The sequence below is a fragment of the Paraburkholderia dioscoreae genome (assembly GCF_902459535.1).
Lineage (GTDB): Bacteria > Pseudomonadota > Gammaproteobacteria > Burkholderiales > Burkholderiaceae > Paraburkholderia > Paraburkholderia dioscoreae.
Map to the genome: position 1 here is coordinate 4,353,833 of NZ_LR699553.1, position 15,656 is coordinate 4,369,488.

General features: G+C 63.8%; 9 protein-coding genes and 2 riboswitches. Of the genes, 7 read left to right on the plus strand and 2 right to left on the minus strand.

From position 1 onward, the window contains the following. The first annotated feature begins 177 nt into the window (after nucleotides 1–177). The 7 genes from PDMSB3_RS19770 (at nucleotide 178) to PDMSB3_RS19800 (ending at nucleotide 10,339) form a co-directional block, all read left to right on the plus strand. Nucleotides 178–528 (plus strand): hypothetical protein, encoded by a 351-nt coding sequence (locus PDMSB3_RS19770; protein ID WP_007180010.1) that lies wholly within the window; start codon nucleotides 178–180, stop codon nucleotides 526–528. A 150-nt stretch (nucleotides 529–678) separates the two neighbouring features. Then, nucleotides 679–763, plus strand: a riboswitch (glycine riboswitch). A gap of 42 nt (nucleotides 764–805) precedes the next feature. Beyond that, a riboswitch (glycine riboswitch) is annotated at nucleotides 806–969 on the plus strand. An 83-nt stretch (nucleotides 970–1,052) separates the two neighbouring features. Further along, nucleotides 1,053–2,171 carry a glycine cleavage system aminomethyltransferase GcvT gene (gene gcvT, locus PDMSB3_RS19775; protein ID WP_007180011.1) on the plus strand — a complete coding sequence of 373 codons (1,119 nt, stop codon included), beginning with the start codon at nucleotides 1,053–1,055 and terminating at the stop codon, nucleotides 2,169–2,171. Nucleotides 2,172–2,316: 145 nt separating this feature from the next. Next, a complete protein-coding gene (gene gcvH, locus PDMSB3_RS19780) occupies nucleotides 2,317–2,697 on the plus strand; it encodes a glycine cleavage system protein GcvH (protein WP_007180012.1) in 381 nt (126 codons plus the stop codon). 77 nt (nucleotides 2,698–2,774) lie between these two features. After that, complete coding sequence (gcvP, locus tag PDMSB3_RS19785; RefSeq protein WP_165187245.1) at nucleotides 2,775–5,711, plus strand: aminomethyl-transferring glycine dehydrogenase; 2,937 nt, start codon at nucleotides 2,775–2,777, stop codon at nucleotides 5,709–5,711. Between the two features lie 139 nt (nucleotides 5,712–5,850). Next, nucleotides 5,851–6,981: an alginate lyase family protein gene (locus PDMSB3_RS19790; RefSeq protein WP_165187247.1), complete on the plus strand. Its 1,131-nt coding sequence runs from the start codon at nucleotides 5,851–5,853 to the stop codon at nucleotides 6,979–6,981. 29 nt (nucleotides 6,982–7,010) lie between these two features. Continuing rightward, entirely contained in the window at nucleotides 7,011–8,399 is a 1,389-nt protein-coding gene (locus tag PDMSB3_RS19795) for an L-serine ammonia-lyase (protein ID WP_007180015.1), read from the plus strand. A gap of 215 nt (nucleotides 8,400–8,614) precedes the next feature. Beyond that, the gene (locus PDMSB3_RS19800; protein ID WP_007180016.1) at nucleotides 8,615–10,339 is read left to right on the plus strand and encodes a thiamine pyrophosphate-binding protein; all 1,725 of its coding nucleotides are present in this window, start codon (nucleotides 8,615–8,617) and stop codon (nucleotides 10,337–10,339) included. Between the two features lie 138 nt (nucleotides 10,340–10,477). Here the strand turns inward: PDMSB3_RS19800 and PDMSB3_RS19805 are convergent, their stop codons facing one another. Together PDMSB3_RS19805 and putA are read right to left on the minus strand one after the other, a co-directional pair. Next, nucleotides 10,478–11,626: a branched-chain amino acid ABC transporter substrate-binding protein gene (locus PDMSB3_RS19805; protein WP_007180017.1), complete on the minus strand. Its 1,149-nt coding sequence runs from the start codon at nucleotides 11,624–11,626 to the stop codon at nucleotides 10,478–10,480. Between the two features lie 86 nt (nucleotides 11,627–11,712). Then, nucleotides 11,713–15,642 carry a trifunctional transcriptional regulator/proline dehydrogenase/L-glutamate gamma-semialdehyde dehydrogenase gene (gene putA / locus PDMSB3_RS19810; protein ID WP_007180018.1) on the minus strand — a complete coding sequence of 1,310 codons (3,930 nt, stop codon included), beginning with the start codon at nucleotides 15,640–15,642 and terminating at the stop codon, nucleotides 11,713–11,715. Between the last annotated feature and the right edge of the window lie 14 nt (nucleotides 15,643–15,656).

The following is a 15,656-nucleotide window of genomic DNA, read 5'->3' on the forward strand; positions in this document are numbered from 1 at the left end:
CACGGCTTGTGTACCTAAAACCGCACTCGCCGCCCACGCCGCACAGGCCACAATCCTGACAGGCCCGAAAGGAACATAACGTTACAAATAAGGCCGTGTTCCCGGTCAGCGTGCTCCGGCAGTCAGCCGTTGCTTTCCGAGTAACAACACAAAACCACAATGACTTCCGGAGAGTTCATGCCCCGTTCCATCCGCGCGCTTGCCGCGTGCGCCCTGCTCAGTTCCCTCGCCGCCTGTGTGGTGACGCCTCAACCCGCGCCCGCCCCTCGTCCCAGCCCGCAACAGATCGCGGATCAGCGCCTGCGCCAGGTCGACGGCCGCATCGAGAATCTCGGCCGCCGTATCGATAACCGCGTGAATCAGGGCTATTACCCGCCGCCCCAAGGCGGCGCGCTGCATCATCGCCTCGACGTGATCCGTCAGGAAGCGCACGACATGGCCGCGCAACATGGCGGCGGCCTGTCCAGCGACGAACAGCGCGTGCTGAATCAGGAACTGGACAACGCGGCACACGCCATCGGCGAATAATCGCCGCGCGTTCGGGCTACGGAGCACCAAGAGAGCTGGCATCACAATGCGCGCTTTTTTGACGAACGCCAAAGCGCCGCGTCAGGTGCCATGCCACTCGCGGGCCTTTATTTGACAAGCCCCCGGCCCTCGCGTACATTCGCCGCACGCGTCGGGAGAGCGTGCTGGCCGCAGAAAACCGCAGGCCGCGCCGCCGAAGGGGCACACCCGCAAACTCTCAGGCAAAAGGACCGACCGCGTCGGAAAACCCGTGTTGAGGCAGCATCAAGGCACCGGTTTTTCGCACTCTGGAGAGCGGCAGTAGCCGTCTGCATCGCGCGTTTCGTATGCGTGCGAGCAGATTTGGCAGGCTGCCCACCGAAGGGGCGCGCGTTTCACCGTGGCGGATTCACGTTCGCACGGCAACGCAATCTCTCAGGTATCGAGGACAGAGGGGCCATGCAACAACGCATCGCTCGCAGCCGTCAGGCCGCGAGGCGTAGCGCCGCATGGCCTTTTTTGTTTCGCGAGATGCCCGAGGCCCCATGACCGAACTCAAACACACCCCGCTCAACGCCACCCATCGCGCGCTCAATGCCCGCATGGTCGATTTCGGTGGCTGGGACATGCCCGTCAACTACGGCTCGCAGATCGACGAACACCGCGCCGTGCGCACCGACGCCGGCATGTTCGACGTCTCGCACATGTGCGTCGTCGATTTCACCGGCGAGCGCGTGCGCGCCTTCTTCGAATATGCGCTGGCCAATAACGTCGCCAAGCTGCAAACGCCCGGCCGCGCGCTGTACTCCTGCCTGCTGAACCCGAACGGCGGCGTGATCGACGACCTGATCGTCTATTACTTCGGCGAAGATCACTTCCGCGTGGTCGTCAACGCCGGCACCGCCGACAAGGACATCGCCTGGTTCGGCCGGCTCAACGCCGAAGGCGGCTTCGGCCTGACCATCACGCCGCGCCGCGACTACGCGATCGTCGCCGTGCAAGGCCCGAACGCTCGCGAAAAAGTCTGGCAAACCGTGCCGGCTACGCGCGCCGCCACCGAGGCGTTGAAGCCCTTCAACGCCGCCCGTATCGCAGACACGCCGTTCGGCGAATTGACGGTCGCGCGCACGGGCTACACCGGCGAAGACGGCTTCGAAATCATCGTGCCGGCGAATCGCGTCGAAGCACTGTGGAACGCGCTACGCGCGCAAGGTGTGCGCCCGGCCGGCCTCGGTGCGCGCGACACGCTGCGCCTCGAAGCCGGCATGAACCTGTACGGCCAGGACATGGACGACAATGTCTCGCCGCTCGACGCCGGCCTCGCCTGGACGGTCGACCTCACCTCGCCGCGCGACTTCGTGGGCAAGAGCAAGCTGGAAGCGGACGGTTCGCAGGCCGCGTTCGTCGGCCTGATCCTGCTGAAGGACAACGGCAAGGCAGCAGGCGTGCTGCGTGCTCATCAGAAAGTCGTCACGCCGCAGGGCGAAGGCGAAATCACCAGCGGCACTTTTTCCCCGACCATGCAGGAATCGATCGCCTTTGCGCGCGTGCCGAAAGGCGTGCAGCCGGGCGACACCGTTCACGTTCAGATTCGTGACAAAAACGTTCCCGCAAGCGTGGTAAAACTGCCGTTCGTGCGCAACGGCAAAGTGCTCGCGGTTTAAGCAGACCGGCGCGTGCGCAAACCTTCACAAGAAAACGCCGGGCCGCCCCAAGTTTTCTTGTTCCCCCTCGGGGGGACCTGGCGCGAAGCGACAGGTTTGGGGGCCCTTTTAGTTACTACCGAATCACACCGCATAGGAGCATCCGATGAGCATTCCGGCCGATCTGAAATACACCGAATCGCACGAGTGGGTCCGTACCGAAGCGGACGGCACGCTGACGGTCGGCATCACCGACCACGCGCAGGAAGCGCTCGGCGATATCGTCTTCTTCGAAGTGCAGGAACTGGGCAAGACCGTGAGCGCGGGCGACACCGTCGCCGTGATCGAATCGGTCAAGGCCGCTTCAGATATCTACGCACCGGTCTCGGGCGAAATCATCGAAGCGAACACCGCCGTGGCCGATACGCCTGATTTGGTCAACAGCACGCCGTACGATAGCTGGCTCTTCAAGATCAAGCCGGCCGCGGACGCCGCGCTGGACCGCCTGATCGACGCCGACGCATACAGCAAGTCGATCGGCGCCTGATTCACCATTCGTTAAAGTCAAACCGTCAGGTGCGGCGCGTCCCTCGCGCAGAGACAGCCGCACCGCCAGGAACACCCATGAAGCTCGAACACCCGGATCGTCTGATGAACCGCACTCCTCTCTCGCTCGCCGCGCTCGAAGTGCATGACGCCTTCGCCGAACGGCACATCGGCCCGGATTCGGCCGACCAGCAAGCGATGCTCGAAGCCCTCGGCTTCGCGTCGCGCGCCGCGCTGATCGACGCCGTCATTCCGAAGACGATCCGCCGCACCGAACCGCTGCCGCTCGGCCCCTTCGCGCAACCGAAGAGCGAAGCCGAAGCGCTCGCCGTGTTGCGCGAACTCGCGGACAAGAACCAGGTGTTCCGCTCGTACATCGGGCAGGGCTATTACAACGCGCACACGCCGACGGTGATCCTCCGTAACGTGCTGGAAAATCCGGCGTGGTACACCGCGTACACGCCGTACCAGCCGGAAATTTCGCAAGGCCGTCTGGAAGCGCTGCTGAACTTCCAGCAGATGATCGTCGACCTGACGGGTCTCGCGATCTCGAATGCGTCGCTGCTCGACGAAGCCACGGCCGCGGCCGAGGCGATGACGCTGCTGCAACGCATCGGCAAGCCGAAGTCGAACGTGTTCTATGTGGCCGACGACGTGCTGCCGCAAACCATCGAAGTGGTGAAGACGCGCGCCACGCCGGTCGGCATCGAAGTGAAAGTGGGCCCGGCTGCGGAAGCGGCGAACGCGAACGCGTTCGGCGTGTTGCTGCAATACCCGGGCGTGAATGGCGACGTGCGCGACTACCGCGCCCTGGCCGAAGCCATCCACGCAGCGGGCGGCCACGTGGTGGTCGCCGCCGACCTGCTCGCGCTGACCGTCCTCACGCCGCCGGGCGAATGGGGCGCGGACGTGGCCGTCGGCAATACGCAGCGCTTCGGCGTGCCGGTCGGCTTCGGCGGCCCGCATGCGGCTTACCTCGCCGTGCGCGACGAATTCAAGCGCCAGATGCCGGGCCGCCTCGTCGGCGTGACCGTCGACGCGCAAGGCAACCCCGCGCTGCGTCTCGCGCTGCAGACGCGCGAGCAACATATCCGCCGCGAGAAGGCCACCTCGAACGTATGTACCGCGCAAGCGCTGCTCGCGATCATGGCCAGCATGTACGCCGTCTATCACGGCCCGCACGGCCTGAAGACGATCGCGCTGCGCGTGAACCGCATCGCCGCGTTGCTGGCGGAAGGCGCGAAGCAACTCGGTTACACGCTCGCCAACGAAACCTTCTTCGACACGCTCACGTTCGAATCCGGCACGCACACGCAAGCGCTGCACGACGCCGCGCTTGCGAAGCGCATCAACCTGCGCCGCGTGAGCGACACGCAAGTCGGCCTGTCGGTCGACGAAACCACCACGCGCCGCGACCTGGCCGATCTGCTCGAAGTGTTCGCGCAAGCCGCGGGCGCCAAAGACATCCCGCACGTCGACACGCTCGACGAAAAGCTGTCCGCGTCGAACATTGCATCGGTGCCGGCCGCGCTCGAACGCACCAGCGCGTATCTCACGCACCACGTGTTCAATCGTCATCATTCGGAAACGGAAATGCTGCGTTATCTGCGCAGCCTGTCGGACAAGGATCTCGCGCTCGACCGCTCGATGATCCCGCTCGGCTCGTGCACGATGAAGCTGAACGCGACCTCGGAAATGCTGCCGGTCACGTGGCCTGAATTCGGCCAGATCCATCCGTTCGCGCCGGCCGAGCAAACCGTCGGCTATCGCGAAATGATCGATCAGCTCGAAGCGATGCTGGTCGCGGCCACCGGCTACGCAGCCGTGTCGCTGCAGCCGAACGCTGGCTCGCAAGGCGAGTACGCGGGCCTGTTGATCATTCACGCGTATCACGCGTCGCGCGGCGAAGCGCATCGCAATGTCTGCCTGATTCCCGCTTCGGCGCACGGCACGAACCCGGCGTCGGCACACATGGCCGGCATGCAGGTGGTCGTGGTGGCGTGCGACGCGCAAGGCAACGTCGATATCGAAGACCTGAAGAAAAAGGCCGAACAGCACGCCGACAAACTCGCGGCGATCATGATCACGTATCCGTCCACGCACGGTGTGTTCGAGCAGAACGTGCGCGAAATCTGCGAGATCGTGCACGCGCACGGCGGTCAGGTGTATGTGGACGGCGCGAACATGAACGCGATGGTCGGCCTGACCGCGCCGGGCCAGTTCGGCGGCGACGTGTCGCACCTGAATCTGCACAAGACGTTCTGCATTCCGCACGGCGGCGGCGGACCGGGCGTCGGTCCGGTTGCGGTCGGCGCGCATCTCGCGCAGTTCCTGCCGAATCAGGTTTCGTCGGGCTATGAACGCGCGCCGAACGGCATTGGCGCCGTGTCCGGCGCACCGTACGGTTCGGCGTCGATCCTGCCGATCTCGTGGATGTATATCGCGATGATGGGCGCGAAAAACCTCACCGCTGCGACCGAAACCGCGATCCTCAACGCGAACTACGTCGCGAAGAAACTCGCGCCGCACTATCCGGTGCTGTATTCGGGTCCGGGCGGACTGGTCGCGCACGAGTGCATTCTCGATCTGCGTCCAATCAAGGAAACCAGCGGCATTACCGTGGACGACGTCGCCAAGCGTCTTGCCGACTACGGCTTCCATGCGCCGACCATGAGCTTCCCGGTGCCGGGCACGCTGATGGTCGAGCCGACCGAATCGGAATCGAAAGAAGAGCTCGACCGTTTCATCGAAGCGATGATCGCGATCCGCGAGGAAATCCGTGCAGTCGAAGAAGGCCGCTCGGACCGCGAAGACAATCCGCTCAAGCATGCGCCGCACACTGCGGCAGTGGTCATCGCGAATGACTGGAAGCATGCGTATGCGCGTGAAACCGCGGCGTATCCGCTGCCCACGCTGATCGCGAAAAAATACTGGCCGCCGGTCGGCCGCGCGGACAATGTGTACGGCGACCGCAATCTGTTCTGCTCCTGCGTGCCGATCGCCGATTACGAGTAAGCGCGATCGCCGCCGCGCATCGCCTACTGTCTCGAAAAGAGGCGGTGAGGCGGTGCGCGGTTCTCTCCTCAGTTCTCTGTCACTCCTGGCCGCAAACGGCTAACATCACACACCGAATCAGCCTAACGAGGAGTTTCGCATGGCGCGAAAGGTGCGATTGATGCAAAGCTGGACCGAAGCAAGGCGAGCCCGGACGTGGCGACAGGCCTGCACACTGCTGTTGGCTGGCGCAGCCGTGCTGCTGCCGCTGCGACAAGCGCAGGCCGCGATGAATTTTTGTGCGGCACCCGCACTGCAAACCAGCGAACGCACGAACGCCGATCCCGGCGTGAAAGCACTGGTCAGCAACGTGCAGGCGCATCTGAACGACCAGCCGCATGCGCTGGCGAAACTGCATACCGAAGGCACGCTGCCGCACGAAGGCATTTACGACCAGAGCGTGGAAGCGGAGAAAGATCTCGACCTGTTGCGCGACGCCGCGCTCGCCTGGCGCGCCACCAGCGACGACCGGTATCTCAAGCTCGTCGACCGCTTGCTGTTCGCGTGGGTCACCACGTATCAACCGAGCTTCAATCCTATCGACGAAACCCGTTTCGAAGGACTGATTCTCGCGTACGACATGACCGCGAGCGCGTTGCCGGTGAGAACGCGCAATGCATCCATGGCGTTTCTCACGAAACTCGCGAACGGCTACATCGGCCAGATCGACGCGCAGCCGCGGCCGCTCAAAGGCACGTTCAGAAACAACTGGCAGAGCCATCGGGTCAAACTGATCGCGATGGCCGCGTTCACGCTCGATAACCGCAAAATGATCAACGCGGCGCAGCGTTTGTTCGTCGAGCATATCGGCGACAACATCGAGCCGGATGGTTCGACTATCGATTTCAGCGAACGCGACGCGCTGCATTACGTCACCTACGATCTGCAGCCGCTCGTGACAGCTGCGCTGGCCGCGCGCCGCCATAACCGCAACTGGCTGCCGGAGAAAGGCGCAGATGGCGCCTCGCTGGAAGCCGCGCTCAACTGGCTGGCGCCGTACGCGGCCGGCAACAAGACCCACGAAGAGTTCGTGCATTCGAGCGTTCCGTTCGACGCAAAACGTCGCGAGGCCGGCTTGCCCGGCTATTCGGGTCAGTGGGATCCGAAGAACGCGACGGAACTGTTTCACCTGGCGGCGCGCCTCGACGGGCGCTATACGCCGATCGCGCTACAGCTCGCACCCACGCCGCCTGCCTGGCTCGCCGTGTGTCTGCCTCTGCCGGCGCGATGAACCAACTATCTATCAGCAGGGAGCAGTAAATGGCAGTCAGCGTGTTCGACCTCTTCAAAATCGGCATTGGTCCGTCCAGCTCGCATACGGTCGGGCCGATGCGCGCGGCGCTGATGTTCGCTCAAGGGCTTGAACGCGATGGACTGCTCGCTGCGACCGCATCGGTGAAGGTGGAGCTGTATGGCTCGCTCGGCGCGACGGGCAAGGGGCACGGTACCGATCGCGGTGTGATGCTGGGCCTGATGGGCGACGCGCCCGACACAGTGAACCCGGACACGATCGCTGAGCGGCTGGAAGGCGTGCGTGTGTCCCGCAAGCTGGCACTGCTTGGCACGCACGAGGTGCCATTCGTGCAGAAAGATCAGATTGCGTTCTATCGTCAGGCGCTGCCCGAGCATCCGAACGGTCTCAAGCTGCGCGCTTACGACGCGCAGGGTGAGACGTTGCGCGAGTCGACCTATCTGTCGGTGGGCGGCGGTTTCGTGGTGACGGCGGGCGCGCCGAACACGAAGGTGCTGAGCGCCGTCGATCAATTGCCGCACTCGTTTCGCAGCGGCAACGAGTTGCTCGCGCTGTGCGAATCGACCGGCAAGAGCATCGCCCAGTTGATGTGGGAAAACGAGCGCGTCTGGCATACGGAAGAAGAAACGCGCTCCGGCCTGCTGAAAATCTGGGACGTGATGCAATCGTGTGTCGCACGCGGTTGCGGCATCAACAATCCGGACGCCGACGGCAACCTACCCGGCCCTTTCCAGGTGAAGCGCCGTGCGCCGCAGCTATATCGTGCGCTGTCGGGCAATCCTGAACTGGCGCTGCGCGATCCGCTTTCGATGGTCGACTGGATCAATCTCTATGCGATCGCCGTCAACGAAGAAAACGCCGCCGGCGGCCGCGTGGTCACGGCGCCGACCAACGGCGCGGCCGGCATCATCCCGGCAGTGCTGCATTACTACACGCGCTTCATGCCGGGCTCGAATCAGCAAGGCGTGATCGACTTCCTGATGACCGCTGCGGCGATCGGCATTCTGTACAAGTTGAACGCGTCGATTTCCGGCGCCGAAGTGGGCTGCCAGGGCGAAGTGGGCGTCGCCTGTTCGATGGCGGCGGGCGCGCTCGCCGCAGTCATGGGCGGCACGCCGCGGCAGGTCGAGAACGCCGCGGAAATCGGCATGGAACACAACCTCGGTCTCACGTGCGATCCGGTCGGCGGCATGGTGCAGATTCCGTGTATCGAGCGCAATGCGATGGCGTCGGTGAAGGCGGTCAATGCGGCACGCATGGCATTGCGAGGCGATGGCAGTCATTATGTGTCGCTCGACTCGGTGATCAAAACCATGCGCGAAACCGGCGCGGATATGAAGACCAAGTACAAGGAAACGTCGCGCGGCGGGTTGGCGGTGAATATCGTCGAGTGTTGAGTTCTGCACTTCATTGCGTATGACGACAATCACGCGGGCTCTCGGGCCCGCGTTTTTATTTGCGCGCCACACTGTGCGCGAGCGCCGCGGTTGCGCTGCGCCGTGACAGCGCAGGCGCTGCCGGCGTAAGCTGTCGAAGCGCCCCATCGGCCGGCGTCCGGTCGATGCTTGCATTCTCACATCGCACTCATGCACTGCCTGGAGGCTTCATCGCAATGTCGCAGCCGAATGCTCCCGTTTCTGTTTCCGGTTCCACCGCCGCTCAAACCACCGGCGCGCGTCTCGTCGTCGATGCTTTGCTGACGCACGGTGTCGAACGTGTTTTCTGCGTGCCCGGCGAGAGTTTTCTCGCCGTGCTCGATTCGCTGCACGATGAAACCGAACACATCCAGACCATTGTTTGTCGTCATGAAGCGGCCGCGGCGAATATGGCGGAGGCCGTCGGCAAATTGACCGGACGGCCAGGTGTCGCGATCGTCACGCGCGGCCCCGGCGCCACGCATGCGTCGATCGGCGTACACACCGCGTTTCAGGATTCCACGCCGATGATTTTGCTGATCGGCCAATGCGCACGCGAGCATCTCGATCGCGAGGCCTTCCAGGAAATCGACTACCGGCGCATGTTCGGTCAGATTGCGAAATGGGTCGCGCAAATCGACGATCCCAAACGCATTCCCGAATATCTGAGCCACGCATTTCACACGGCGACATCCGGACGGCCTGGACCCGTCGTGTTGTCGTTGCCGGAAGACGTGTTGAGCGACGTATGCGACGCCGTGGCCGGCGCGCCGGCGTATCAGCGCATTGCGGCGTCACCTTCTGCGGCACAGATCGAGAAGTTGCGTGGCTTGCTCGAAGGCGCGCAACGGCCGATGGTGATCGCGGGCGGCAGCGGCTGGACGCCTGCTGCGTGCGCGGACTTTCAACGCTTCGTCGAGAACTGGCAACTGCCGGTCGGCCTCGCGTTCCGCTTTCAGGACACGCTCGATAACGAGCATCCGAACTATGCCGGCGACGTCGGCCTTGGTATCAATCCGGCGCTGGCGCAACGTATCCGCGAAGCCGACCTGTTGCTCGCAATCGGGCCGCGCCTGGGCGAAGCGACGACCAACGGCTACACGCTGCTCGACATTCCGAAGACCAGGCAAACACTAGTGCATGTGCATCAAGGCGCGGAGGAATTGGGTCGGGTGTATGCGGCGGATCTGCCGATCGTCTCCGGCATGCCGGAGCTCGCAGTGCTGCTTGCGGCGTTGAAGCCTTCGTCCGGCAAACTCGCCTGGTCGGGCGCGGCAGACGAGGCGCATCGCGCGTATCTCGACTGGCGCAAACCGCGCCAGATTCCGGGCGACGTGCAGATGGGCGAAGTGATCCAGCAGTTGCGCGCGCATCTACCGGACGACGCGATTCTCACCAACGGCGCGGGCAATTACGCGACGTGGCTGCATCGGCACTTCTCGTATCGCCATTACCGTTCGCAGCTCGCGCCGACGAGCGGCGCGATGGGTTATGGCGTGCCGGCGGCGATCGCGGCGAAGTCGATGTATCCGCAACGCGCGGTCGTCGCGCTGGCCGGCGACGGCTGCTTCATGATGTCCGCGCAAGAACTCGCAACCGCGATGCAGTACGACCTGCACGTGCTTTTCATCGTGGTAAATAACAGCCAGTTCGGCACGATCCGTATGCATCAGGAGCGGCATTATCCGGGTCGCGTGCACGGCACCGGACTCACGAATCCGGATTTCGCGGCGTTCGCGCGTTCGTTCGGCGCGCATGGCGAGACGGTGGAGCGGACCGAAGATTTTCTGCCTGCGCTGAAGCGTTCGATGGAGGCGAAGCGCGCGGCGGTGATCGAGATTCGCATGCCGCAGGAAGCAAGCACGCCGGGCGCGACGTTGGAACAGATTCGCGAGCAGGGGAGAAAGATGCGCGGAGAGTAAACGAGTCTTCGCGTGATTGCCGCGTGTATCGAAGCGGCAAATAAAAAGCCCTGCGGTTAGATAACCACAGGGCTTTTTTGCACCGGCTGCCGCGTCATATCATCACGCGGCAGCCGGATACTCGAGCAGGAAAGCGCCTTACTTCCCACCCACGCTTTGCAGCGTCGTCCACTTGCCGTCGACAACCTTGTACAGCGTAATACCGCCGTTCTTCAGGTCGCCCTTGCTGTCGTACGCGAGATTCGCCGACGTCACTGCCGGCATCGAGGTCTTCGCGAGCATCGGCAGGTACTTGGCCGGATCGGTCGAGTTCGCCTTCTTCATTGCGTCGAACATGGCCATTGCGCCGTCGTAAGCGTACGGCGAGTATGTTTGCACGTCTTCGTTGAAACGCTTCTTGTACTTCGCGACATAGTCCTTGCCGCCCGGCATTTCTTCCAGCGGCAGGCCGGCGAGCGACGCCACCGTGCCGTTCGCAGCATCACCCGCGATCTGGATGAACGTCGGCGTGTGGACCATTTCGCCGCCCATCAGCGGCGCCTTGATGCCCAGTGCCTTCATCTGCTTGACCATCGGTGCCGCTTGCGAATCCGCGCCGCCGTAATAGATCAGGTCCGGTTGAACAGCCTTCAGCTTGGTCAGGATCGACTTGAAGTCGACAGCCTTGTCGTTCGTATATTCACGATCGACGATCTGGCCGCCCGCTGCCTTCGCTGCCTTTTCGAACTGATCGGCCAGACCCTGGCCGTAGGCCGTGCGGTCGTCGACGATCACGATCTTCTTCATGCCCAGGGTCTTCACCGCAAACGTGCCGGCAACCGAACCTTGCTGCGTGTCGGACGTCATCATGCGGAACGTCGTCTTGAAGCCTTGTTGCGTGTATTCCGGCGCCGTCGCCATTGCGATTTCGGGGATGCCCGCGTTCGCGTAAATGCGCGAAGCCGGAATCGTGGTGCCCGAGTTGAAGTGGCCGAGCATGCCCTTGATGCCGTCATCCACCAGCTTTTGCGCAACGGTCGTACCGGTGCGCGGGTCGGCCTGGTCGTCGGCCGAGTCCAGCACGAAGCGAACCTGCTTGCCGCCGATCACCGGCTTGGTCGCGTTCATGTCTTCCACTGCCAGCGTAATACCGTTCTGGAAGTCCTTGCCGTAGTGCGCCTGCGCGCCTGTCATCGGGCCGGCAAAGCCGACCTTCACATCTTCCGTCGATTGAGCGTTGGCCGTCCCCGCCAGCGACATCGCCGCAACCAGTGCAGCGCCTGCCAGCTGTTTCATCTTGTGTTGCATAGCTTCTCCTTGGTACCAGGTGTGGATGGAGCGGTTTCGGGGTCGCCGTACCGCTTCCGTTTTTTTGAGTGATCAGAGAGGTTCGCTCAACCGATCGTCATCAAATTCGCATTACCGCCTGCAGCTGCCGTATTCACACTGACCGAGCGTTCCGTCAACAGACGCTCGAGCGCGTAGTCCTCGTCGCCGCTTTCCAGCGCGCGTGCCGCGACGCCCTGCACCGACACGATCGGGCCCGGACGCTTCGCGACTTCCTTCACCAGCGCCAGCAGTTCGTCGCTATCGCCTTCGAACAGCACGGCGTCGAACGGTGTATCGGCGCTCTTCTTCACGCTTGCGTGCGACTTCAGCGAGGCGGGCAACTGCGACACCAATTGTTCACCCGCCGCGCCTTCGAACAACGCGCGATTGCCCGTAGCCAGCGCCGCGGCAAACTGCACGCGCGCACCGCTTGCCGTCGACGCGATACACAGCACCGTGCCGCGCGCGCCCAGCGTGTACGTGTTGCGCTCGCCGGTCGGTCCCGACAATACCGCCGTGGCGCCTGCCGGCACATGCGACAGATAGCCGTCGCAGCGCGCGGCCAGTTGCGGCTCGCGTTCGGTAATCAGCCAGTCGCGGTAAGCCGTCAATGCAGCGGACGGATTGTCGCCGTTTTCGGCCGCGCGCGGAACATCCACGACCAATGCCTGCGCGAGCGACTTCGGCAAACCGGCCGGACGCGTGGCGAGGAGCCGCTGGAGATACAGCGCGCCGCCCGCTTTCGGACCTGTGCCCGACAAACCTTCGCCACCGAACGGCTGCACGCCGACCACAGCGCCGATCACGTTACGGTTCACGTAGATGTTGCCCACGTGTGCGCGGCTGATCACATGCGCGATCGTTTCGTCGATACGCGTATGGATGCCGAGCGTCAGACCGTAACCGGTCGCGCGGATCTGCTCGAGCAATTTGTCCAACTGGCTGCGGCGATAACGCACCACGTGGAGCACCGGGCCGAACACTTCACGCTTCAGTTCGTCGATGCTGTCGAGTTCGATCAGCGTCGGCGCAACGAAGGTGCCTTGCGCGCAACCGTCCGGCATCGGCAGTTGCTCGACCTTGCGGCCCTTCTCGCGCATCGCCGCGACGTGCGCGTCGATACCGCGCTTCGCGTCGAGGTCGATCACCGGACCGACGTCGATCGACAGGCGGTCCGGATTGCCCACGGCCAGTTCGCGCATCGCGCCCGTCAGCATCTCCAGCGTGCGGTCCGCGACATCGTCCTGCAGACAAAGAACGCGCAGCGCGGAACACCGTTGACCGGCGGAATCGAACGACGATTGCAACACGTCCGCCACCACCTGTTCGGCAAGTGCCGACGAATCGACGATCATCGCGTTCTGGCCGCCCGTTTCGGCGATCAGCGGAATCGGCTTGCCGTCCGGATCGAGGCGGCTCGATAGCGTCTTGTTGATCAGGCGCGCGACTTCGGTCGAACCGGTGAACATCACCGCGCGGGTGCGCGGATCGGCCACCAATGCGGCGCCGACCGTTTCACCGTTGCCGGGCAGCAGTTGCACCGCGCCCGCCGGCACGCCGGCTTCGCGCAGAATACGCACGGCTTGCGCGGCGATCAGCGGCGTCTGTTCAGCCGGCTTCGCGAGCACCGTGTTGCCGGCTGCAAGCGCCGCGGCCACCTGGCCCATGAAAATCGCCAGCGGGAAATTCCACGGGCTGATACACACCACCGGGCCAAGCGGACGATGCGTGTCGTTGGAGAACTCCTCGCGAATCTGCGTGGAGTAGTAACGCAGGAAGTCGATCGCTTCGCGGATTTCCGCGACGGCGTTGGCCAGCGACTTGCCGGCTTCGCGCACCACGAGGCCCATCAGCGTATGCATCTGCGCTTCGAGCAGATCGGCGGCACGCGCGAGGCAATCGGCGCGCGCATCGACCGGCGTGGCTTGCCAGATCGGCGCGGCGGCCACCGCGTGTGCCAAAGCGGCGCCCACGTGCTCCGGCGTCGCTTCGACGACCGTGCCGACGAGGTCGCGATGGTCGGCCGGATTGCGCACGTCGCGCGCGAGGCCTACGGCGATTTCGTTGTCTTCGAGCATCGGCGCGGCGCGCCACGGATGGTGCGCGCTCGCCAGCAGCGCCGACGACAGCGACGCCAGACGGTGCTCGTTCGACAGGTCGAGACCCATCGAATTGAGGCGCTCCGAACCGTACAGATGGCGCGGCAGCGGAATCTTCGCGTGCGGCGCGCCGAGCGGGACGATCTTCGAGGCTTCGTCGACCGGGTCGGCTATCAGATCCTTGATCGCGACGGTTTCATCGGCAATACGATTCACGAATGACGTGTTCGCGCCGTTTTCCAGCAGACGACGCACGAGGTACGCGAGCAGCGTTTCGTGCGTGCCGACCGGCGCGTACACGCGGCACGGACGGTTCAGCTTGTCGCGGCCGGTGACTTCTTCGTACAGCGGTTCGCCCATGCCGTGCAGGCACTGGAACTCGTACTGGCCGGGATAGTAGTTGTTGCCCGCGAGGTGATAGATCGCCGACAGCGTGTGCGCGTTGTGCGTGGCGAATTGCGGATAGACCGCGTCGGGCGCGCTGAGCAGCTTCTTCGCGCAGGCGAGGTACGACACGTCCGTATAGATCTTGCGCGTGTAGACCGGATAGCCTTCCAGTCCGTCCACTTGCGCGCGCTTGATTTCCGTGTCCCAGTACGCGCCCTTCACGAGGCGCACCATGATGCGGTGACGGCTGCGGCGCGCCAGATCGATCAGGTATTCAATCACGAACGGGCAGCGCTTCTGATACGCCTGCACCACGAAGCCGATACCGTTCCAGCCGGCCAGCTCCGGATCGAAGCACAGCGCTTCGAGCAGATCGAGCGAGATTTCGAGGCGATCGGCTTCTTCGGCGTCGATGTTCAGGCCGATATCGTAGCGGCGCGCCAGGATCGCGAGCGAGCGCACGCGCGGCAGCAGTTCGCTCATCGTGCGTTCCTGCTGCGAACGCGAGTAGCGTGCGTGCAGCGCGGAGAGCTTGATCGAGATGCCCGGGCCTTCGTAGATGCCACGGCCGCCGGCGGCCTTGCCGATCGCATGAATCGCCTGTTCGTACGACGCGTAGTAGCGCTGTGCGTCGGCTTCGGTTGTGGCTGCTTCGCCGAGCATGTCGTACGAGTAGCGGAAGCCACGTGCTTCGTATTTGCGGCTGTTGGCGAGCGCCTCGGAGATGTTCTCACCCGTGACGAACTGCTCGCCCATCAGGCGCATCGCCATGTCCACGCCCTTGCGGATCAGCGGCTCGCCGCCTTTGCCGATCAAACGTGTGAGCGCCGACGAGAGGCTCGTTTCACTATTGGTCGTCACCAGCTTGCCGGTGATCATCAATCCCCAGGTCGCGGCGTTGACAAACATCGACGGCGCCTGACCGACGTGCGATTTCCAGTCGCCCTTGCTGATCTTGTCGCGGATCAGCGCGTCGCGCGTGGCGCGGTCGGGAATGCGCAGCAGCGCTTCGGCGAGACACATCAGCGCCACGCCTTCCTGGCTCGACAGCGAGAATTCGTGGATCAGCCCTTCGACGCCACCGCCCCTGCTCTTGGTGCGCAGCGTTTCGACCAGCTTGCCGGCCATCGTCTGCACGTCGCCCGCGAGGTTGGCCGGCAAACGCGCCTGACCGAGCAGGAACGGCAAACATTCCGGCTCCGGACGACGGTAAGCGGCCGTGATCGCGGCACGCAGCACCGATTGCGGTTGCACGTTTTGTGCGAAATCGAGGAATGGGTGCGACGCACCGTCTTCCTCGTGTTCGACCGCGGCGCCCTCGGTCAGATCGGCCGAGCCCGCCACACCCGACAGCTCGGGCGGCAATTGGCCGTGCTCGATCTTTTCGAGGTACGCGAAGATGGCCTGCTTGATGAGCCAGTGCGGAGTGCGTTCGAGACGAGTGGCGGCATCTTTCAGCCGGGTACGCAGGAGGTCGTCGACCTTGACGCCAAGGGTGGTGCTAGCCATGTTTCCTTCTTCGG